We start from the raw sequence: 22,240 nt of genomic DNA on the forward strand, positions 1-22,240 counted from the left end.
TCTGCCTTCCCGATGGGAAGGGCTTATTCTTTGTTTAGGCGGGTCACTTTCTGCGCCGCTTACAGGGTCGGGCCGGGGCTCTGCTCTCCCGAATCGTCCGGCTTCTGGCCCAGGGCAATCTTCTTCTGGCGGATCTTCTGGCGCAGCTTCCGGTCGGTCCGCTGGCTGCCCGGCGGGACAGGGGGCACCGAGTTCTCCTGAAAGATCTGCCCCAGCTGGCGGAGCAGCCTGGTGGCGGTCAGCAGAAGGTGGGGGCTTTGGGATTCCCCAGCGTGTTCCAGGAAGAACCGGGCATACGGATTTCCCTGTTCCGCCGACATCTCAAACCAGCGGTACGCCTTTTCCCGGTCTTGCTCCACATCTTTTCCCATGAGATACAGCTTGCCCAGAATGTACTGGGCGAACGGACTGCCCTGTCCGGCGGAGGCGGTGAGATACTCCAGCGCTTTCGGCACATCTTTGGAAACCTGCTCTCCCTGAAGATACAGTTTTCCCAACCGATAAGCGGCAGCCGGATTCCCCTGAGCTGCCGCTTTTTCGTACCAGGTGACTGCTTCCACCATCCACTTCTGCGTTTCCAGCAGCCTGCCCAGGGCGTACCGGGAGAAAGCATAGCCCGCTTCGGCGCCGCGGCGAAACCACAGTTCCGCCTTTTCATCATCTGGAAACACTCCCAGCCCGTCCCGCCAGCACTTTCCCAGCTGGTGAGCAGCCGCCGGGAAACCATCTTCCCAGAGCTGTTCCAATGCCTGCACCTGTTTTGCCTTTTCCGCCTCCGTACTTTCCCGCTGCGACAAAATTTCCTTGGCGTTTTGGTAGATTTCCCACAGTTCCTGCCGGGAGTCCTCCCGGATTTCCGCTTCCTGTTCGCCGTCCATCTTCTCTGTCCTGTCTTCGTCCTCGAAGGTGAACACTCCCAGCCGCAGATTCTCCGCCTCCCGGATTACCATGTTCTTGACGGCACGGAACTCCTTCTGCCGGGAGAGGGGCTGGTGCTCCCGGGGCGTGTCCTTGTAGTACCGCTCCACCTCATCCCGGAGCCGGTTCCACTCCTCATAGCAGGCCGCCACCTCCGGCAGCTTTGCCAGCTCATCCACGATGGTGTCCACCTGTGCCTTTACCGGTTTCTTCAGATACCCATAGACCTTTTGCCCTTTGGTGTCCCCCAGCATTTGGGACAGCCTGTCCATCTGCTCCGCAATCACCGGACTGTCGCAGAGGCCCGTTTTCATCTCCCCGATGAGACGGCTCATGGCCTCCATGGCTGTGTCCCGCACCTGCTGATAGGAGAGGTTCTTCTCCCGATAGAGGGAGAGCAGCTCGTCCTGAAAGATGGTCCCAGACAGCTCCGAGCGCATCTTCTCGATTCCTTTCTCGGTCAGATAGCCCTGCTTCGGGTCCCTGGACCAGACCATCATGTGGATGTGGGGGTGGTGCTTCTCGTCGTGGAAGGCGGCGCACCAGCGGAAGTCCCCGGGCGGAATCTTCATCGCCGCCGCCAGTTCTGTCTGGTGAGCCAGCAGCAGCCTGCGCCAACTCTCGCCGGTATCGTATCCCAGCCGGACAGCATCCTCCCGTCTCAGCGAGTAGATGAAGGTCCACACCGGAGCGTTGTGGCTGCTGATCTCTTTCATCATCTCCGCCAGGTCGGCGGTGCCATCTGCGGAAAACAATCCATGTGAACGAGGACGCTCTGCCATATATTCCAGGTAGCCGCCTCCTGCTGTGGATTCGATCCGCTCCACGCCATCCCGGGTGGCGATGTATTTCACATACTGTTCGCCGCCGCTGCCCGGCTGGATGTAGCCGGACTTTTGAATCAGGCCCTTCATTCTCTTGCCCCCTTCTGATACCGGAGCGCATCCAGGAAGTCAATCTCCCCGTTCGTCTCCTTCACATTTTTCACACATTTGACCCGCAGCTTCCGCACCAGATCCTCATCCATCTCGAAATAGAACGCCACCAGATTTGCCATCAGGTTTTCGTCCACCGCCTGTTTGAACAGCTGGCGGCCGATCCGCTTCCCGAAGGCATCCAGCTTCCCTTCCAGCACCTGAGCCAGCACCCGGGGCAGATACTCCTCCGCTCTCTCCGAATCCAGATAGCCGGAATAGAACCGGATAGCCTTTTCGATGTACTCGTTTTTGGTGGAGCAGTTGTCCTTCTGATACCGTTCCTCCACCAGTTCCCAGGCATCGTCTGTCAGCCAGACGGTATGCCGGTTCTTCTCCTCTTTCATCTCCCAGAACTTCTCCTTTCTCAAAACAGCGTCGCCCCCTTCCCGGTCAAACCGCTGGATTCGGGGGCTTTTTCCAATATCAGCGTCAAGGTCTCCTTTGGAGCGAGGAAAAAGCGTCAGCTCCGCTCCCCGAAAACCGCCCGCACTGCGGGAGGTTGTAGCTGCCCTGGCGCACAACAGCGTCAGGGCTTTCTCCTGCTTCTCGTCGTCACAAGCTCCATATCCCTCATTTCCGCCCAAAGGGCGAAAACTCGCTCATTCCGCTGCTCCTCCTCTCCCCAGCAAACCCGCTGCGCTGGGCTTTGCCGGGGTCCCCATTTTCCCTCCGCAGCAGCCCAAATCCGTCCGGAAACCCAGATGGGACAGGAGCCTTGCCCTACCCCGAAGGAGGGCGCACAGCCCTGCACAAGCCGTTAAGCGGGGCGATTCTCCCTTTGCCAAAGGGAACCTTCCAGCGGCAGAAATACCCGGCAGTACTCGTTCAACCCGGACACGATCCCCAAACGGGACATCTCCGCCCACAGCAGGATCCGGAACACCGCCCTCTCATAACAGGCGGACACCTCTTCCCGGCGCTCCCTGGCAAAAGCTCTCTGCTCATCGGTAAGACCGCCCTGGTTCTCATCACAGAGAAAGAGCACCACAGCATTTTCATCAATGGGCTCCGGATGGGTCCGGTTCCAGCTGCTGACGATATACCGCCTGGTGTCCACCGTGCGCATCGCCGACAGCATCAGATCCCGCCGGATCAGTTCTTCCATCAGACTGGTCAGCATACCATTTCACCTCCTTTCTGATTCAGCGGAGCTATATGCTGCCGCCCCGCCATATTCAGCTGCCGCTCATAGAACGCCTCGACCGCCGCCTGGATGGGACAGATGGTGTAGAGCAGATTTCCATTGAGCAGCCTGCCGTCTTTGCTCCGCACCACAGTCGGCTCGGTGCGGATGAGCCCCTTCTCCTCCAGGCTGCGGACATATTTGGCGACGGTGTTTTTGCTCACACCCACCGCCTTGCCGATGGCTTCATAGCTGGGATAGCACTGGAAGGTCTGACGATCCTCTGTCCGCAGCAGATAGCAGTAGACAGCGATCTCTCCAGGGCTCAGCCCCAGGATAAAAATTTCATTGGGAACCGGGAAAAAGTGCTTGAGCGGTTCCCTTTTCGGCCACTTCTGAAACCCCATAAAATACCTCCTGACATTTTTCTGTTTGATGTAAGCACGTTCTTTTTGCCTTATCTCCGGCGGAGAAATTCACCTGCACATTGCTCTCACCTCCCTGACTTTGCCTGTTTGCTCTCGCGTCCCGGCTTTTCGGGAGCAGCCCATAAAAAGCCTCTCACTTCTCATCCAGGTACGCAGCAATATGACATTGCTCCGATATAAAACAAGAGCGCCTGCCCGTAGGCAGACGCTCCTGGTCTGAGATTACAGATTTAGTTTTTAGGGACGCAGACGGCATTTGCCTTTCGCTTCGTCCCGCCCTTTCAACCTCCAGCGTGCTGAAGGATTTTTCTGCGGATCTTTCGGAGTCAGTTTCTTCCAGACAGATTCGTACATTTTTCGATCCAACATCTTTTGCTTATCCCCTTTAAAAGCCCTGTTTCAGCCTTTCCAGAATCTCCTCATCCGCCGGGCAGAACGCATACGCATCAATCTCATCCACCGTGATCCAGCGGATGTCGTTATGCTCCAGCTTCTGCGGAACGCCCTCGGCGATCCTCGCGTGGAACAGTGTCAGATGGACGGTCAGGTCCGGGTACTCATGGACGACGTCCATAAACACTTCGCCCACTTCCAGTGTCACTGCCAGTTCCTCCTGACATTCCCGGATCAGGGCCTGTTCCTTTGTTTCTCCGGGTTCCACCTTGCCGCCTACAAACTCCCACAAAAGCCCTCTGGCCTTGTGAGCCGGGCGCTGGCAGATCATGAATTTATCCCCGTCCCAGATCAGGGCTGCTACTACTTCGGTCATTTATCCCACCACCAATTTATTTGTTTTCTTGAGGAACTTCGCCGGAATTGGTCGATCCAGCTGCCATGTGATATTCATGGGCCGGCTCCCCTCGTGTTTTACATAATTCGCGGTTCCCAGGAAGGTGTAGGCTTCCGCGCCACCTGTAATCCGGTCTGCTTTGAACTCTCGGACAAACAGCAGCACTTTGCTTCCCCTCTCCCGGTGATGGATATACCGCTGTCCAGTGGGAGAGTCTGCCGCTGTGGTGCTCTGGCTCTGCCAGTGGAACAGACTCTCGTTGATGGAGTAGTCGTTATACATGGTGGTGGGTGAGTAGTCCTTGTCCGCTTTATTCAGCGTCACAAAGAACACATCCAATTGCTTTTCCGGCAGCCACTTGACGCCTTCCCGCACCGTTGCCGGTTTCATAAAGTCCAGCGCCACCAGCAGCTGGTCACGGGTATAGGTGCAGTGGAGATCCAACGGGCAGTCAAAGCCCAGATCCACCGGCTCATCAATGAAATCAATCTGTTCGTACCGATAGCGGAGCAGATCCAGAAGTTCACCCAGTAGCACAGGACTGTCCGAAAGGGCATACAGGTTGTCCAGCACCTCATCCGATTTCCAGCTCTCGGCTGCCTTGCCCCAGACTGTCACATAGAACATCTGAAGCATCCGCTGTTCCAGCTCACTCAGCGCCGAAAAGTCCACATTGTCCAAGCGGGGCAGCAGGTCCAGCAAAAAGCGAATCCAACGCCGGGAATCCACCACAGCCAACCGGCCAAAGGCTTTGGTGAGAATCTCCTCCAGGGGTTCACTGAAATCCGGAGTTACATCCGCCCGGGCACAGATCCGGGAGAAGGAGGAAAATTTGTAAATGGCCCTGGGGTCCAGATGGTAATAGTCCAGGAAATTTGCCAGGGTCAGCTCCAGTCCGTTGTCTTCCGTAAAGCTGGCTGCACGGGACACCAGTCCAGCGGTGTTGCCATAGGAAGCACGGATGTTGTCCAGAATATACCGGGCAGCCTTCTTTTCCAGTTGGATATAGCACCCCTTGGGAGCAGAGACAAAGCCCTCCTTGATCTCCCGGGACACGCTGCGAGTGGTATTGCTCAGCAGGGCCGCAAACTTATCCTCAAAATTGTAGCGTTTGTTGGCCTGACCGATAAAATCCAGCACCGTCAGACAGTCTTTCCCCTCTGCAAGCCGGAGCCCTCGGCCCAGCTGCTGGAGAAAAATTGTCAGGGATTCAGTGGGGCGCAGGAACAGCACGGTATTGACCTCCGGAATATCCACGCCCTCGTTGTAGATGTCCACAACGAAGATGAAGCGGACCTCTCCGCTGACCAGACGTCCTTTGGCGGTTTTTCTCTCCTCATCGGAGGATTTTCCAGTCAGGAAGATAGAGGGAATCCCACGGCTATTAAAATAACGGCACATGAACTCTGCATGCTCAACGGACACGCAGAAACCAAGACCCTTGACCTCATCAATGTCGGTCACATACCGGAGAAGTGAGGACACCACCAGATCGGCACGACGGTTGGCCACCGCACCGCTGAGGGTATAGAGATTGGAAAGCTCATTTTTGTCATAGCCGCCGGCACTCCATTTCAGGGTGTTCAGATCCACTGTGTCGGTGACGCCGAAATATTGGAAGGGACACAGCAGCTTGCGGTCAATGGCCTCAGGCAGCCGGATTTCTGCAGCAATGCGGTTGCCAAAGTAGGACAGTATACTCTTGCCATCCATACGCTCTGGCGTAGCGGTAAGGCCCAGCAGAATTTTGGGCTGGTAGTAAGTCAGCAGCTTCTGATAGGTTGGCGCTGCCGCATGATGGAACTCGTCCACAACAATATAGTCGTAAAAATCTGAAACCGTTTTTTCCGAAAACCCCTGTGAGTTAAACGTCTGAATGGATATGAACAGATGGTCAATGCTCTCCGGCCGATTATTTCCCACAAACAGTTCCCCGAAGTTTGCATCTTTCAGAACCGCCCGGAAAGTATACAGACTCTGCCGCAGGATCTCCTCCCGATGAGCCACAAAAAGCAATCGGCAGGGTTTGCCTGGATTCTGTTTCCGGAACCGCTTGTAGTCCAGGGCAGAGATCACCGTCTTTCCGGTGCCGGTGGCAGCTACCACCAGGTTTCGGGTGTAGCCCCGGACCGTGCGCTCCGCCTCCAGCTTGTCCAGGATCTCCTGCTGGTAGGAATAGGGCGCAATATCCATGGTATACACTGCGTCATTGTTGGAATCATAATACTTTTCTGCCTTCAGCGCCCGGGCCAGCCGTTCCCTCTGATCCTCCGAATAGTACTCAAACTCACTGGAATTCCAGTAGCTTTCAAAGGTAGCGGCAATCTTGTCGATAGTCTCAGGCAAATCCCGATGAGTGACCTTCACATTCCACTCCAGCCCGCTGGAGATGGCGGCGTTGGACAGGTTGGAAGATCCTACATAGGCGGTAGTAAACCCGGTGTTCCGGTAAAAGACATAGGTCTTGGCGTGAAGCCGGGTGCGTTTGGTGTCGTAGCTGACCTTGATTTTCGTGTTGGGCAGCGCCCGCAGTTCTTCGATGGCCTTTACATCGGTGGCGCCCATGTAGGAGGTGGTGATGATCCGCAGTTCTCCTCCATTCTGGGTAAACTCCCTCAGCTCGTCCATCAGCAGCCGCAACCCACTCCATTTGATGAAGGACACCAGCATATCAATGCGGTCCGCAGAGACGATCTCCTTTTTCAGTTCTGTGTACATCTGCGGCTCATGGATAGCCCCTGTAAACAGACTGCTCTGGGCGATGGAGGTCTCCGGCCGGCTCAGGTCATCAGCGGTTCTGCCCACTGCCAGGCGTGGGTCCTGCTCCCGTAAAAGCGCAAGAAGCTGCTCTGCCCGCTGGTCAACACCCAGCGAAGCAAAGGCAGCTTCTTTAGTTTCCTGTCCGATGAGGCTGACAATCCGGTTGGCAAGATCCACCTGGTCCGTGATATTGCCTCCGTTATCCAGAACATTCTCCAGACCCTTCTGTACCACATCTGCCAGATATTGCGCCAACACTTTGGAGGCCTCCGCCTTGTCAATGGGCGCAACTGATTTGCGGGCATCGGGGATCTCCGAAAGCTCGCGGTTCAGGGCAGTGTTGATGACTTGTTCGTAAAGGCCGGGAAATAACATCTGCTTCACACTCCGCTATAAAGACATATTGTATTTATTATAACGGAAATCCAACAGCTCAACAAGGTCTTGTTAGTAAACATCTACAAAATACGCTTTTGCTTTCGACTCGCTTTGATGTATTAAGACCCGCTAAGAAAGATTTGCAAGCCGGCTTCCTTTATATAACAGCAATTGCCTACCCCTGGTGGAATCCCTTCGCTTCCGTCGTAAAGTCAACTGCCGCTTTCCTGGTTGCGCCCAAGGCTGACCTTTCTTCATCATCATAATGCAGCTCATTGAAAAGCCTCCACGCCAGCTCAAATCCAGCTATAAAACTATCCAGTGAAGTCTCCGTTTTGATATAATCCTGGGCATCAATGATCCGCAGCACCAGCTTGCGCTCCGGTTTTGCCAGCGCCTCAATCAGCGCTTTGTGGCACTCCTCCACTTCGTTCTCCTGTTCATCAAACCTCGGACGGGTATAAAAGCAGTCATACAGCGCCCGAAGCAGTTTACGTTCCATGGTCATCACCTCCTCTTGTGACACGAACATATTTGGGAAGCAGCCTATCAGAACTCCAGAAGATTTTCCAGGAGATCTGCCGCCTGCCGCAGATCTTCCCCCGTTGTTTGGTCGGACTGCTCCATCTGCTGAGCGGTTTCCTGGGTCAGATAGGCTTCATAGTTCTGCCGGGTCATTGTCGCTCTGAAATGGCCCAGCATCTGCGCCACCTCTTTTATACCCATTCCGTTTTGCAGCGAGAGCACCGCACAGGTGTGCCGGAGATCCTGAAACCGGATATGATCCAGCCCGGCCTCTTTGAGAATCTCACTGTACAGCCGGCGTACCGTCTGAGGCAGGTAGGGCTTCTGGGTCGCCGGATGCATGAACATCAGCGGACTGCCCGGGTGTCGGGCATGCTCTTCAGCCAGAAGCTCCACCAGTTCTGAGGGCAGACCGATAGTTCTGGTTCTGCCTTTGTACTCCACCAGCTTCCGCTGTTCCACTGAGCGGCCCTCTGAAATGGTCAACATTCGTTTCTTTATATCAAGGTCGCTCCATTTGAGGGCAATCAGCTCTCTCTGCCGAAGCCCTGCTGTCAGAGCCAGCAGAAACATGGGAAGATGGCCCAGCCGTTCGGCTGCGTCCAGATAGTCCTCCACCTCTGCGGGCGTCAGCACATTGGCGCTGACCTTCCTGGGTTTTGGATAGCAGAATGCCCGGGCAGGATTATCTGTGATCAGGCCATCCCGCACCGCCTGGTCCAGACACTGCTGAAGCAAACGGTGGATGTGCCGCATGGTGTGTTCGCCCAATCCTGGATATTCGGGACTTTCCGGGCGATGACCGCCGAAGCGCTTTCGCTCCTCCAGAAACTCTCCGACCCGCTCCACTGTCAATTCGGAGAGCTGTATATCCCCCAGCCCAGGAAGAATGTGATTTTTGAAGAGATAGCCATGGGCTGCATAGGTAGTCGGACGGCTCTGGTTTTTGTCACAGATCTCCTGCCAGCGGAGGATATACTCTCTCAGTGTCATAGTCCCACCTTCCTGCACTGGCACTGCAAATCCCGGAAAGCAACCCACGGCAGTCCCGCCTGTTTCAGAATCCGCTTGTGCAGGTAGTAGAACTCATGGAGCTGATACGGCGCCCCGGTCTTTGGATTGAGAAACACATAACGCCCTGTTTCCGGGATTTGTTCCAGAAGATGCTCTGCTTTGTCATTGAGGGTCAGCAGTCGCTGCCCCTTGAGGATATACCGGTACCGGATATAAAAATCGGCCCACGACAAGGTGAGAAGTTCACATTGCCGCAGACCGCTGGTCAGTCCTGTGTAAATGAGAGGGAGTGTGCCAAACTGTTCCGCTGCGTTCAGATACCGCTGGAGCTGTCCAAGGCGCAGGGAAACCGTTTTATGTGCTTCTGCCGGCGGCTCGGGGCAGATCTCTACCGGATTGAAGGGAATGAGCTGGTCGCGGGCTGCCTCGCTCATACACCGCCGCAGAAGCAGATGGACACACCAGACACTTCTGGCACTGAGTCCCCGGCTTTGCAGGCTGTCATAAAAGCTGGTCACGGTGTCCTGGGTCAGCTCTGTCAGCGGGACATTCCCGATTCCAGGGGAGATATGACGGTCTATCAGATTGCGGTATCCGCCCACTGTTCTGCCGCTCCATCTGCTCTGATTCTCACGAAACCACCGGTCACTCCACTGACCTACAGTGAGATTATTTTGATTGTACATGGGAATCGCCTCCTTTTTGCAAACGCAACAATACCACAGAAAGAGAGAAATAGCTACTGTTTTTGAATATATTTTTCCATATTCCAATTCAGAGCCTCTGTCTGCAATCCGGACAGTGGAAACCGTCCGGACCGCTATGTATCAGCCCGGATTCGCTGCTGCTTTTCCGGGCTGTGAGCAGTTGTCTGAAACGGCGGCTGGCTGTACCGCTCCATGGGAATTTCACCCCTCCGAGGTTCTCTCCGAGCTGCCCCCATTGCTTGAGTCTGTGGCTGGGCAGAAGTATCATTGTCCCCAGATGGAATCTTCGCAAAACGGTCTGCCGCGGACCACTTTCCGGACCGATGGAATCGCTCATGCCTGTTTGCTTTTACCACAGGCTGTCTTCGCGCATCGTCCGCTGTCGCTTGCCCCCAGGCCGGGAGCCCCATCCGGGAATGTATTTCAGCAACTGATAATTCTGTTTTCAAGGTTCCGGCGTGATCTCAGAAAGATCTCTGAGACCTGACACATCTAATATCAGGGATAAGCCGCCACGGCGGCCTGCCAGCTTTGCAGATCCATAGTGCTCCTTTCCCGCGCAAGCCGGAAAGGGACTCTCATCGCCGTGTGGGGAAATTACCGCAGCAAAAAAGCGCCGCGGAAATCAGACGCCAGAAATTCTTTCCGGCGTCCAACCTCACACGGCGCTTGGTAGTATACAGCCACTTAGGCTGTCTCCGCTTGCTCGATTTGAGTGGATCGCTATTTAATTTTGTACTTCTAATTTTTCAGAAACCCAAAAGAACAAATGTTCTTACTATTTCTATTGTATCAGGAAGAAGAGGAGATTTCAATAGTCTTTTCAGAAAAACTCATCATCATTTTTTGTGGAGTATAATGAATTTTCAAGTGGGCAAACGACCGGATATGAGGAGTCCCTATTCTTTGTTTATGCGGCGCAGATTCCGAAGGTCTTATCCTCTGAAACCTATTCATTGTCCGCGACAAAACTAAGTGGAGTATCTTTTAGGAAACACAGGATCAGGTAGTGAATTTCCCCACCTCGACCAGATTTTATAAGAAAGACCGCCTAAATAGGCGGTCTTTCTACATTTAGGGGGATTTGCCAAAAAGTGAACAGCTCTTCGGTGACATCGTTTGAGTCATACCGGGTTTCCTTTTCCAGTGCATTTTTATCCTTGTCCAGAAAAGTGCTGGCAAACAACTCTATTAACGGATCTCAACACTACTGGAAGCCGGTAATGGAACTCACAAAACAACCGGCAGACGGGTCGAATCCGGAACCTCAGCCTGGAGAATTCTCAGTTTTGCCAGGGAAATCGGCCGCTGCCCGTTTTTCTGCATCTTGCCGCAGCGTTCCCAGGCGAGTTTTCCTGGACCGTTGTACTCCTCAGAAAAAGTACCGTCCCGGCGAATCCGGAGGACAAGGAGCCATTGCGGTTCACTGGACAGGGCAATTCGGCTGATCTGAGTGGCTTTGATCTGAACCAACCGCCCATCCGCAGCCTTGGCATCATGGGTTTCCGCCGAAGCCGTAAAGAGCTCCAGCCCATAATAGCTGGCTGCCAGTGCCTCGCCAATGCTCCCGATCATATGGCCATCCGGTGTATAGTGCCGGCCAGGAAACAGCCTTTCCAGCTCTGCAGATATTTCATAGAGTTGCTTTATCTTTTCTGCAGCCTGTTTTTGAGACAAAGTATTTTCCATTACACACCTCTTTCAGTAGTCCTATAAAATTATAACCGTTGTTTCTTTTATTTACAGGCTTTGATCAAGTTCTATTAAGTGCATAAGGAAATCGGAACTGTACTTCTGCTCCTGTTCAAGCATTTTAGACCCCCGATCAATATGTGCTTTTACATAACCAGGGAAAAATTCTTCATCAGTCAAATGCTTTCCAGAGTATAGCTCCATCAAACATTTGTATAAAGCATCTGCATCTCCAGTAATGGTTTGGCGGTTCAATTCGCGCCCTAGTGTATTGGTATGGAAATCCGTTTCTTTTAGCGGTTCCTTTGATCGCATAGAAAGAGCCATGGCTATTTTAACCAAAGTGTAGCAAGGAAGATTTTCGCTCCGCTCAATTTGGTCAAATATTTCAGAAGCTCTTTTAGAAGTTTTCAGCTTAAATGCCATACTCACACCTCAAAATACTGATTTTTATGAATATGTGTCTTCTGATCCGGACCATATTCCAACATGTAAATATGGGAAATTTGATCCTGCATTGCCTCTAGATGATTACTCGAAAGCTCTTCATCCGTAGACAGAATAATAAGCTGCCCTGTCAACTGTTTAAAGAAATGTTCCGTAATATTAGCCCTATGTTCTGTATCAATACGTGCAAAAGGTGTATCAATAATAAAAGGCAGTTCGCTTTTACTTTGATTCATCATCGCCCAATACAAGGCCATAACAAAAATTTGCTTTTCTCCGCTTGATAATCTCTCTTTATCAAGCTCAACCGACAAAGTTAGATTTTCTGCTTTTTCTTCAGCAAGTGCATGAAAAAGTTCAGAAATTGTTCCAACCTGATACTGACTAAATAGTTCCTCTACTGCAACTTTTCCTAAAACATTGACTGCAATATTTTGATTTCCCCCTCTGAACAATGACAATAGGTCTGTCCTACTCACTGTTTCCTGACGAAGCATGTGAACTACAAAGTTACGGTCTATAACCATTTGAGAGAAGAAATCTTTTTTCCGAATTAACTGCTTGAATTTAAGATTTAAATCGGTCTCCACCTGCTTGATCAAATTGCTATACAGCATTTCCTGTAGCTCTTCCAAAAGTAACAGGGTTTTCCCTGAAATATCAGAGATCGATCTCGCTTTCAGTTGATCCTCAAATTCTCTTCTTAAAGTGTGCAGTTCTTTCTCTTTTTTCTCGCGATCAGCACTTCTTAATTCAAACAAAGTTTCTGCATGCTCTTTCTTCAAGCGAACAATTTTAGCTCTCTCCTCAAGGGAAGATCGCAGATTCATATAACTCTCATAGTTCTCGATCGTCGTCGCTTGCAACCGAGTCCGAATTTCTTTTGTCTTTTTTAATGATTCTTGGATCCGTTTCTGGTTTCTTGGGATCTGCTTAATATCAAACGCCAAAATATGGTTAACTTGTGTTTGAATCTGTGCCTCTTCATCACTGGATAACCCAAAAAGCGGTTCAAACATCTCCCATTTTTTACTTAAAAAATACTCTTTTATCTTTTGAGACAATGTGCTGAAATCTTGTTCGACATTTGTACTGCCAATTTCGCACAATGCATTTTTCAACAAATCAGAAAATGCATTGTCTTCTATACTATTTTTTAACACAGAGTATCCTTGATGATCTTTCTCCAGTTGAAGTTGAGGCAACACTTCTTTCATCAAATCTGGCAACATAAGAAAAGGCACCACCTCTGTTGCGTAAGTGCGCCGCTGCCAATTTAGTCTCTCTCTTTTTTCCTCCTCATCTTTTAACTGATTATTTAAATTCTTCCATTCATCAATTGTAACCCCACCGCGATCAACATACTCTTTTTGGCATCGACTAATTTCACTTTCTATTTCGTCAATCTCGGCTTGATAACAATCAATCTCACGCTGCATATCGGAGAGCTGGTTCTGTAATGCAACAGACTCATTGCGAGCAACCAGATAATCTTTTGCAATGTCTGTTTGAACATTCTCAGAATTTTTCAGTATGCGTTTAATTTGATCATACAGAATATCAAACGTATCATTTCCACTAAGCACCATTAGTGCATCTCGTATATTGACTTCTTTTTCGCCCAAAAAATAGTTTGCGATTTTTTCTCCATCAAAGAAATACAGTTTTAACATGTCAGGCGGAATCAGATGGATCAGATACTTTTGAAAATTTAGGAGCTCTTCATCTTCTAACCTTTCTCCATTCTGCCAGACACTGAGCGTTTCTTTCAGCTCACTGTGTGGCCACGACCAGGAACGGCGAATTACATAATTATACAAATCCGTATTATCAACTTGCTGGAACTCTACCTCAACAAATGCTGTCTCTTGATCATCAATACGAATTTGGTTGTTGATCAGGTTATAAATTTCACGCAAATAATGCTTACCTGTTGTTTTATAACCAAAAGCGAAATTACCATATAGACATACTTGGATTGCAGTGAATAGTGTAGTTTTGCCAGCACCATTTTTTCCGCCAATCACCACTACACGTTGTTCAGGGCTATCACATTGAAAGTCAAAATTATTTTGACCAACATAGGATCCAAAATTACAAAGTTGAATGTTCTTAATCCGCATCCTCTAAACCCTCTCTAATGGTTTCATAATGGAGCCAACCTTCATTAAAAATCTTTTCAATACTCTTAGCTGATATAGCCGAACGCGTATAAAATTTTGTATTATCAACCGAAATCATCAATTTAGAAATCAGGTCAAATGGAATCTCATACTTTTCGCACAAAGTTTGAATTACTGCAATTGTCTCGCTGTCGTATTTTGCTTTTTTATAACCATCCCAGGGAAGTTTTTTCCCTTTGACTTGTGAATATATATCTACGAGCGCACGACGAGAAAGATCGCCTTCATCTTCCCACATTTTGTCAATCATTTTCAATTCATCTATTGTAATCAGCTCAAATCCTGTATCCACTTCCAATTGAAGCAAACGGCGCAAAATTTCTTTTCGCGTCTTCATGGTAAATGGACCACGACCAAATTCACCGTTTGACATAAGATATACATTTCCGTTTCTTCTACGGTAATCTCGCGCTTCAGGATCCGATCGTAGCTTTACCAGCCAATTCCGAAAATCTCGTAATGGGATCAATTCCATGGAACCATGATCAATAAAATTCTTTAAGGATTTATCCTCTTTAACCATTGTACAAATCCAGCAACCAAAGCGAGAATTTCCTGTCACTTTTATGTTATCCTTGTTGACCTGACCTACCACGCTGTCTTCTTCTGATAGCTGTTCTCCCTGATAAAGGCTATACAAATAATTATTATCTGTATCCCAGGCGCTTTTCCCATGATCTCTAAGAAGATAGGACCAAACATCTTCATTAGGTATATCTACCAATGGACTATATACATACGCCTTTTGAATCTGTGGATGGGGAGTTAAAATCTTTCCTTCGATTTCATGTGAAGAGATGCTCCGTGATCTCGCAGCACTTTCAGCTTTGCGTACACCAAGAAGAATTACGATTTCGCCATCTTTTCTAATGGTGTTATAAGTAAAAGCGTTCGAGGGGCTAATTTTCAATCTTTCTGTACACCATCTAAAACCTGGCGGCTCCGGAGTGGGATATCCCAACCCAATGACCAAGCTCCAAAAGGTCTGCCGAATTTCGGGGTAGATAATATGCGCCTGTATGTTCAGCTTCTTTCTACTGCTTGCCTTGTTAATTGCATCGCTCATCCGATGCATATATCTTTTTACAATCGGATTTTCCACCATTGTATCCGAAGTAACAACGTATACAGGCTTTGAACGCTGCTCTTCTGGTAGTGATTCTATCATCTCAAATACGAGTTGACAAAGCAGTGTTGAGTCCTTGCCTCCGCTAAATCCAATCATCCATGGACGCTGATCATGGAGATAGACAAGCTTCATCTCATCTTTAATCTTGCTATACTCGTCAAACATAATAGTTACATCCTATCTGTCAAAAGCATTTTTACTGTCTCAGTGATCCCAGCCTAATGGTTGTATCTCTGAAGATGCTAAAACGCCTTAGCTATAGTTTTTGTGTTATTTTAAAGATTTCGGTATTTCGTCAATTTCCCTTAGAATTAAATCTTAGATATGTTTGTTTTTTCTACAACAAAGAGATGCTATACCTAAGCACTCTACTTAAGTATAGCATCTCTTAAAATGGCCGTCAATTGGATGGCAGATCTTTAAAAAGCTCCCAAAATGCACGATCTGCGATATACCGAGGACGCGCTGTCCCAATTTTCACAATACTGTGATGCTTTTGCAGTCCCTTGATATCGTTAAAAAGCTTCTGTGTCTCCAAACTCTTAGCCTCTGTTTTAAAGACAAACTCCACATCGGAAAGTTTAAGGTCAGCAACATTATGAACAACCCATGTCAAAATATATTTTGCATAGTCATCATCTGTCGCACCAAAGTGCTTCAAAAACTGTGTGGATAAAATTGTCCCTACACCAAATTCACGGCCTTCTTTTAGAATTTTTTTCAATGCCGGAAATCCTTCGCTCATAAAATTATCCGCTTCATCAACCAGGATTAATTTTGTCAGCTGACGGTACTGCTGATTCATTTTGCTGGACCCTGCAGCCTGCATTTGTGCATAGAAAAGATCCAGTGTAATGGCAACAATAAGGCTTTGAATATCAGAATCATATCCAGACAAATCAATCACAATTACACCATTTAAGATATCAAACAGAGATTCTGTTTTCTGCGGATCTCCTTCAAAAACTTGAAATTGATGCAACTTATCCATTGCTGCAGCCAAAGAATCCGTCTTCTTAATGTCCTCATCATTCGCATAAATACCATACACCGTGCTGAAAGTTGGAGGAACTCGATCCCAGGTCTCCGGATCCCCAGCTTTTATTCCCTTTTCTTCATACGCTTGAATAATACAAGAAAAGAGGGTATTTTGCTGTTTTGCCCCTAATCCATACACTTTCGCCAATGTATCTTTAAATGCATTTGCGGTATGAATCGGCAACAATGGTTTGAAGACTTGAGATCTAGTCAGAGCCAGAGGGTTAAATGGAAGGTGATAGGGTTTCAAGACCTTTGCATTTGTTGCCTGGATAAAATCCTCCTTACTTTCGTTATAGTCTCCTTTATAGTCAAAAATAAGAATACCTAAAGAATCGCCGCCAAAATTATGACTTTGGTCACGATACAGCTGTGTAATCATGGATTTCGTGAACTGTGTCTTTCCTGTTCCCATTGTACCAATGATTCCTGTATTGGTATGGAAAATTTCATTGGTGTTATTGGGATGCCAGTAAAGTTTCTCACCATTTGTAAGGTCTGTACCAAATAAAACCTCCATTCCACGATTATGATCTGGTTCTGGCGAAGAAGGCTCAGCTAAAGCAGACGAATCTGATTGTTCCACTTCTTCTGCTGAGGCTTCATGCGGCGCTGTCTCTCCTCCATTTCTTTCTTCAGTCGTTTCTGAATTCGGACTCGGGATCACACAAGTCTCTTCCTCCTGTTGATCAAAGGCTTGTTCTTTTATATCAGCCGGGGAATCGGACAACTCCAGTGGTGCCTCTGTGACACAGTACATAGCCGTTGTGCGCTCCTCTGCCGACCCAGTAACAGAAGTAGAATCATTCTGAGAATATTGGAACTTTAGACGCAAGGGGAAATCTTCGCTGTCATGATCTAAATCACATTCTATCTCTTCGGCAGATTTAACCATAAACTCAGATCCCATTTTCTCCGGAAATTCTAAGAGACAAACCTCATCCTGAATCTCGCCTTTTTTATTTAATGCTTCTGTTTTAAACGAAAATACTGTTCCCTTCCCCAAAAACGGATCCATCGCTGTTGAAAAATGATACTGTTCATTCAGGAGCGCTTCTCGAAATGTATCCAGCACCAAATCCCAGTTCTCACTCGGGTAAATATTATACAGCTTCATCTTTTCACAACACACAATGACCATTTGCATGAAGAAGTTTCGCGTCAATTTACACTCCAAGGTATCCCCATCGGATTGTGGCGAAAGGGCGTTCCAGAATCCACGATAAGTAGTCAGGACTTGTTCCTTTGCTTTCCCAATTACAGAAGCTGGATTCACTCCAATCTTAACTTCAACTGGATGCAAATAAACTTTTATGTCATCTACTGGTCCTTCAATACCAACCATTAACAGATCATCGCAAGTTGCGCCCTTATCAAAGCCCAGGTTTTTGGCAGACAGCAAACCTTCCTTCTGTGAATATCCCGCTCCGCCTGAAACTCGAAGCATCTCTTCCAATGAAATAGGAACCCAGACAATGCGATCATGCGCATAATATGCCATACAGAATTTGATAGCAGACAAAATACTCATTTTTTCTCGGCTGAAATTGCTATCTACTGCGCCTGCAAGTTTTTTTGTAGAAATCAGTCGAAGCAACCAACTCCCGTTAACAGCATTAAATAGATCGATAATATCGTGGATATTGGCTTGATCTGCATGTACTCCCTTTCGATTCAGGTGTTCTCGTATAATTTCTTCATACTGCTGCGATTTTTTTGTTACGGTGATATCATCATATCCACTGGATGAGGTATATTGATCACTATAATGAATAATTGTCAAATCTTGATGATTTTGATCTGCAGTAAAGAAAGACAAATCAACTTTAGGATCCACAAATACAACCCAGTTTGAAGAGTCATAAATCTTTCCAAGCAATCCCTCTTCGCTCCGAGAAATCTCAGTAAAAATAGCAGATTCTGGTTCATATGAACTTCCAGAGAAGGCAACCCGGAACATTGCATTATAAATCTTTGCCAGCTGTGACAAGGTTGTTTTCTTAGCAAATTTTGTACCAAATCCGGTTTTATACCAGTCATAATTCAAAACCGATGGCGTGCCAGAAATAAGCCCGCCTAATGCCATTCCCGTTGCAATAGAATCCATTCGGCTCGTACCGCGGTCTTCAGAGGATTCCATTTCATAAAAGGCAAGATGAGCATACTGGTATGTGGCTTCCTTCGAGCTTCGATAATAGCATCGGATATTTTTGGACAAAATCAGAGCCATTTCTCCAGAGTCCTCTATACCTCTGCCATAATTCTCAATGTATTCCCGCAGCTTTTTCTGATCAGAGAGAACAGAAAAATCATTATATCCATTTGTCTGGCTATAGATGTTAATGGTAAAATGCATTAACTGATCCAAATCGGTATTCGTTTTCAGCTCTTTCACAAAGAATTGGATCAGCCCTAACAGGACTTCTCTACAATCACCCATGTTTACCAGATTGATGCAGAAGGTATCATTTCCTAAATCATCAAACAGAAATGTAAAGTGACTGATATATTGTTCGATTTTATCGCTAACCAATTTCTGAACAAAATTCCTCGATCCACGATAGCTTTTATTTATCAAAGGGGCATACAATCTCCATTCCGGAGAATGCCTCTGTTCAATCGCATGATAGAGATTTTTATCTTTATCTTTTATATATGGCACCAAATACAGTGCTGACAGCTTTTCGATTAACTGATCACGCACATCACCCGTATTTTTTTCTTCAAGCAAAGCCAATTGATAGGCCACATTGAGAGGATGAAGAGGGCTCATTGCAATGATGTGCTCATCGTGGTCCATAATGATACACCCCAGCCTCAGAAGATCATTCTGTTCATTGGAAAGAGTATCTCCAGCCTGGATCTTGTTCAGCTCTTCCAGGACAGCAGACACATAAACCTTAGCACGCTCAAGAAGAGAACCGGAAAGATACGCCAAGCTGGGAAGCTGACGCATTTTTTTAAATTCTTCAATATAGTTTATGTATGCTGTATATACAGGCTCAGGTATATTAAGCTGGCATTCAGAAATTTCCGTGATTGTATCAAATGCTGCCAACCATTTATTTTGGATTAGGGTATTCTCTCGTTCAAGGCTCTCTTGAAAAGCTGCTTTTGCAAAATACTCCTTCGTACCAGAGATAATTCGATGATCGCGATATTCCATACCACGCTTATTTTGATATTTAAGCTGAAATGCGCGTATTCCTGTTATCTCTACTGGTTTAATGGCCTCATCGCAAATTTCCAGCGGGATTTCAACTGCTCCACACTTTATTTGAAAATCAATTGTATCAGAATCACTATTTATTTCTTCATCACTCGTCAAGAACTGCAATGTTTGATTGTAATTACAGGAATATTTTTCACCTTGTTTCAATGATTCTGTAATTACATCCTCATATCCAGGATTAATTGTAAGAATCCGATTCAAACCTATTATCTGAATTTTTGACCTTTTTATAAATTTAGGAACATCCAAACGGTAATTGGTTTGAATATTTTCCAAATATTGGGACCTTACATTTAAAACGCAAATTTTAATCAGATAATCTGGATTCTCATCGGAGGGAACAATTGCCACTCTTGCAAATGTGCAGCCCTCCGGCTTCAAATTGATATTAATCTCTTTGGAAGAAAGTTCATATTGTGCACCTATGCAATCAACCCAAGAATCTCTGATTGCTATGTTGCTTTTTAAGTGTACCGTAACATCTGACCGCAGATCCGGATTATAAATCAATATATTTTTTCTTCTGAGTTTCGCTTTTGTTTCACCATCAGGTCGGATAAATACCAATTGATCCGGAGCAAAATTATATTCAAGCGCAGAATTGGAATAAACTGTAATCCACTCATCTTGTATCTCCAATGGATTATTCAGCTTTTTCTCGAGCCGATCATGAGCCCCTTTCACCTGTTCAAAAGTAAATCCTTCGTGCCACGGCAGTCCTTTTTTCTTTGCTGTAACAAGTCGGTCTATAAACTGTTTATCATATTCTTTCTCAAGAGAATCTTCAATATTGGCATGCTTAACTACCCAATCTATGTGATCAAATACTCTGTGATTTTCTTGAAGTCTTCCTTTAAGCTTATCTTTTGGGAAAGCGTTTAATTGATCATCATACAGCAGTCCAAATGATGCAAAGTCGCTTTTTTCTACAAATCCACGACCAAGGACTGTCAACATGTTACTATACTCATAAAGCGAAGAGTGATCACTGAACCGATCTTTTTGTTTACGCTCCAGCTCCAGTTCCAACAGCGCTTGATCCGATTCAGATAACTGTGCTGTCGCTATATCGTCTTTAATTTTGGAAATAATAGAAGTCGCATGGAAAGGCATACCATTCGCAGAGAGGTCTCCTGTTCCACTTGTGATGGTATCAATTGAAGAGTATGTAATCATTAAAATCGGGAAATGCTGATCTGTCAACTCTGCATTGCGCAATGTTGTTAAAAAGTTCTCTGTCACTCCTTTATATTTTGCTGCGACAACAACTTCCATATTTGCAGATAACTGAATCGTAAAAGTACGATAAACCGTCTCGTACTGATAAGTACCCTGAATTCCATCAACCTTTGTTTTTTCGAACAGAGCTTGTACAACGCCAGTAACCATTTCCTCTGTATCCAAATTCAAAGAATATCGCTCACCTGGGAGTATAGTATCTGCATGACTTTGAAAATAACTAATAATGTTATTCGCTATGTACTTATAAAATTCGTTTAACATATTGTGCATCTCCACTATCGCTTTTCTTTTCAATTAAATTTAACTTTTCATAATACCGCATTACTTCGCTTTTAGAGTGGTCGTCAAGATATACTCCACGCGATTCAAATTCCGTAAATATATCATTCAGGCGAACTTTTTCCTGATCTTTTATGCTGATTTTTGTAAGAAAAATCAGCATTTCCTCAGAAATACTCAGCATCATACCGCTTCTTCCCCGCGACTTAAGATACTTGCGACAGTAATCTCTGAAATTTTTGGCGTAGGAATTATAAGGACGATTTCTTTGTGTAGTATTTTCAAACTGGAGGCGAACACTATCAAATAAATACTTAACTTCTGCAACGGTTTCCCCATCTTGAGACTGGCGGCGGCTCAGTTCAGTCATCACTGAACAGTCCGTAATTATACTTCTGTAGTAATCTGTCAACTTCTTTATTTCTTCAGCAATGCGATGATCTTCTTCAGGTGCGCAATTGATAAATTCGCGAAGTTTGATATAGTCTATGGGTTCGGTTTCATCTTCAGTCTGGTTGAGAATTTCCAACACAATGACATGTGCAAATACTCTGGAGATTGCGTCTTGAAGTATATTCCACCCTTCACGGAAACATTGACGGTTTTGACTGGTTTTTTCCCACTCCAAGCAAAAATAGAGAGGTATACATTTTTCACGATCCCCATCCAAGAAGCGATTCAGCTGTAATATCATTTGTGCAGTATACGCAAAATAGTAAAATTCCAGCAGAGGAACAAGATAATCACGAGTGCGATTTCGAGCCCCTAAAATATACTCAAAATCTTTTTCGAAATTTTCCACCAGGGCATTTGTAATACGTTGATAATGCTGTTCTGATTTTAAACTGGATTCTGGTGCTTTCAGCTCAAACTTCGATGCTGCAAATCTCTCCAATGCATTACTTTGGTCATCGGCTTTTTTTAATGCCTTTTCCAATGTTTTTCTTAAGTGTTCCTGATCTCCCAATACATCAACTAAGTAATCTGCCAATTTGGTTTCATTTTTATCTTTACAGGATATTTGAAGAAACATACGCAAATTAATTGGGCGGATTTGCCCATTTGCATCAAAAAACATATGTCGCACTACTTGGGAAAAAATTTCATCCGTACCAAGCTGTATCTCAAGTTCCTCATCATTTCTTAATCTTGTTATTAATTCTTGCATCGAAAGAGAAACTGATTCTTTTCTTTCGATTTTGGCCAGATACCTTCCGACAACTGTCGATAAATCGGTACACGCTTCAACCGAACTGGAGGTAACATATGGAAGTAATTTGAATCTAATCCCATTATTATGAGTCATCCGCAATTTGGAGTCTTCTTCCTTAACTGCAAAAGTCCTGTTGAAAGAGGGTATACTTAAAACATAGGACAT

The 22,240-nt window shown here is 46.6% G+C and carries 15 protein-coding genes; all 15 read right to left on the reverse strand.

Going from position 1 to position 22,240, the window contains the following annotated elements:
* Window positions 1–59 precede the first annotated feature (59 nt).
* Window positions 60–1,832 (reverse strand): MobP3 family relaxase, encoded by a 1,773-nt coding sequence (mobP3, locus tag H9X81_RS08590; protein ID WP_204721298.1) that lies wholly within the window; start codon window positions 1,830–1,832, stop codon window positions 60–62.
* Window positions 1,829–2,263 carry a hypothetical protein gene (locus H9X81_RS08595; protein ID WP_243424104.1) on the reverse strand — a complete coding sequence of 145 codons (435 nt, stop codon included), beginning with the start codon at window positions 2,261–2,263 and terminating at the stop codon, window positions 1,829–1,831. The genes mobP3 and H9X81_RS08595 overlap by 4 nt, the downstream gene beginning before the upstream one ends.
* Before the next feature lie 389 nt (window positions 2,264–2,652).
* Window positions 2,653–3,015: a hypothetical protein gene (locus H9X81_RS08600; RefSeq protein WP_204721300.1), complete on the reverse strand. Its 363-nt coding sequence runs from the start codon at window positions 3,013–3,015 to the stop codon at window positions 2,653–2,655.
* The gene (locus H9X81_RS08605) at window positions 3,009–3,425 is read right to left on the reverse strand and encodes a helix-turn-helix domain-containing protein (protein WP_177503636.1); all 417 of its coding nucleotides are present in this window, start codon (window positions 3,423–3,425) and stop codon (window positions 3,009–3,011) included. The genes H9X81_RS08600 and H9X81_RS08605 overlap by 7 nt, the downstream gene beginning before the upstream one ends.
* Window positions 3,426–3,831: 406 nt before the next feature.
* Complete coding sequence (locus H9X81_RS08610) at window positions 3,832–4,215, reverse strand: (deoxy)nucleoside triphosphate pyrophosphohydrolase (protein ID WP_204721302.1); 384 nt, start codon at window positions 4,213–4,215, stop codon at window positions 3,832–3,834.
* Window positions 4,216–7,371, reverse strand: coding sequence for a DUF3427 domain-containing protein (locus H9X81_RS08615; RefSeq protein ID WP_204721451.1), 3,156 nt, complete (start codon window positions 7,369–7,371; stop codon window positions 4,216–4,218).
* 178 nt (window positions 7,372–7,549) lie between these two features.
* Entirely contained in the window at window positions 7,550–7,876 is a 327-nt protein-coding gene (locus H9X81_RS08620) for a DUF6809 family protein (protein ID WP_345941538.1), read from the reverse strand.
* Between the two features lie 47 nt (window positions 7,877–7,923).
* The gene (locus H9X81_RS08625) at window positions 7,924–8,892 is read right to left on the reverse strand and encodes a tyrosine-type recombinase/integrase (RefSeq protein WP_204721304.1); all 969 of its coding nucleotides are present in this window, start codon (window positions 8,890–8,892) and stop codon (window positions 7,924–7,926) included.
* Window positions 8,889–9,599 carry a tyrosine-type recombinase/integrase gene (locus H9X81_RS08630; protein ID WP_204721305.1) on the reverse strand — a complete coding sequence of 237 codons (711 nt, stop codon included), beginning with the start codon at window positions 9,597–9,599 and terminating at the stop codon, window positions 8,889–8,891. Before H9X81_RS08630 ends, H9X81_RS08625 begins: the two co-directional genes overlap by 4 nt.
* A gap of 1,251 nt (window positions 9,600–10,850) precedes the next feature.
* Complete coding sequence (locus tag H9X81_RS08635; RefSeq protein WP_204721307.1) at window positions 10,851–11,309, reverse strand: DUF6998 domain-containing protein; 459 nt, start codon at window positions 11,307–11,309, stop codon at window positions 10,851–10,853.
* 51 nt (window positions 11,310–11,360) lie between these two features.
* Window positions 11,361–11,738: a DndE family protein gene (locus tag H9X81_RS08640; RefSeq protein WP_204721309.1), complete on the reverse strand. Its 378-nt coding sequence runs from the start codon at window positions 11,736–11,738 to the stop codon at window positions 11,361–11,363.
* A 2-nt stretch (window positions 11,739–11,740) separates the two neighbouring features.
* Window positions 11,741–13,882, reverse strand: coding sequence for an AAA family ATPase (locus H9X81_RS08645; RefSeq protein ID WP_204721311.1), 2,142 nt, complete (start codon window positions 13,880–13,882; stop codon window positions 11,741–11,743).
* Window positions 13,872–15,236, reverse strand: coding sequence for a DNA phosphorothioation system sulfurtransferase DndC (gene dndC, locus H9X81_RS08650; protein WP_204721314.1), 1,365 nt, complete (start codon window positions 15,234–15,236; stop codon window positions 13,872–13,874). The genes H9X81_RS08645 and dndC overlap by 11 nt, the downstream gene beginning before the upstream one ends.
* Before the next feature lie 235 nt (window positions 15,237–15,471).
* Window positions 15,472–20,844 carry a DNA phosphorothioation-dependent restriction protein DptH gene (dptH, locus tag H9X81_RS08655; protein ID WP_204721316.1) on the reverse strand — a complete coding sequence of 1,791 codons (5,373 nt, stop codon included), beginning with the start codon at window positions 20,842–20,844 and terminating at the stop codon, window positions 15,472–15,474.
* Window positions 20,825–22,240: a DNA phosphorothioation-dependent restriction protein DptG gene (gene dptG, locus H9X81_RS08660; RefSeq protein ID WP_204721317.1), complete on the reverse strand. Its 1,416-nt coding sequence runs from the start codon at window positions 22,238–22,240 to the stop codon at window positions 20,825–20,827. The genes dptH and dptG overlap by 20 nt, the downstream gene beginning before the upstream one ends.

Source organism: Hydrogenoanaerobacterium saccharovorans (genome assembly GCF_016901815.1).
GTDB lineage: Bacteria > Bacillota > Clostridia > Oscillospirales > Ruminococcaceae > Avimicrobium > Avimicrobium caecorum.

Bases quoted from the DNA above. Each gene is read 5' to 3' on its own strand.
- H9X81_RS08630 (WP_204721305.1), bottom strand. From the start codon at position 9,599: ATGTACAATCAAAATAATCTCACTGTAGGTCAGTGGAGTGACCGGTGG.
- H9X81_RS08605 (WP_177503636.1), bottom strand. From the start codon at position 3,425: ATGGGGTTTCAGAAGTGGCCGAAAAGGGAACCGCTCAAGCACTTTTTC.
- H9X81_RS08635 (WP_204721307.1), bottom strand. From the start codon at position 11,309: ATGGAAAATACTTTGTCTCAAAAACAGGCTGCAGAAAAGATAAAGCAA.
- dptH (WP_204721316.1), bottom strand. From the start codon at position 20,844: ATGTTAAACGAATTTTATAAGTACATAGCGAATAACATTATTAGTTAT.
- dptG (WP_204721317.1), bottom strand. From the start codon at position 22,240: ATGTCCTATGTTTTAAGTATACCCTCTTTCAACAGGACTTTTGCAGTT.
- H9X81_RS08620 (WP_345941538.1), bottom strand. From the start codon at position 7,876: ATGGAACGTAAACTGCTTCGGGCGCTGTATGACTGCTTTTATACCCGT.
- H9X81_RS08610 (WP_204721302.1), bottom strand. From the start codon at position 4,215: ATGACCGAAGTAGTAGCAGCCCTGATCTGGGACGGGGATAAATTCATG.
- mobP3 (WP_204721298.1), bottom strand. From the start codon at position 1,832: ATGAAGGGCCTGATTCAAAAGTCCGGCTACATCCAGCCGGGCAGCGGC.
- H9X81_RS08600 (WP_204721300.1), bottom strand. From the start codon at position 3,015: ATGCTGACCAGTCTGATGGAAGAACTGATCCGGCGGGATCTGATGCTG.
- H9X81_RS08625 (WP_204721304.1), bottom strand. From the start codon at position 8,892: ATGACACTGAGAGAGTATATCCTCCGCTGGCAGGAGATCTGTGACAAA.
- H9X81_RS08640 (WP_204721309.1), bottom strand. From the start codon at position 11,738: ATGGCATTTAAGCTGAAAACTTCTAAAAGAGCTTCTGAAATATTTGAC.
- H9X81_RS08615 (WP_204721451.1), bottom strand. From the start codon at position 7,371: ATGTTATTTCCCGGCCTTTACGAACAAGTCATCAACACTGCCCTGAAC.
- dndC (WP_204721314.1), bottom strand. From the start codon at position 15,236: ATGTTTGACGAGTATAGCAAGATTAAAGATGAGATGAAGCTTGTCTAT.
- H9X81_RS08645 (WP_204721311.1), bottom strand. From the start codon at position 13,882: ATGCGGATTAAGAACATTCAACTTTGTAATTTTGGATCCTATGTTGGT.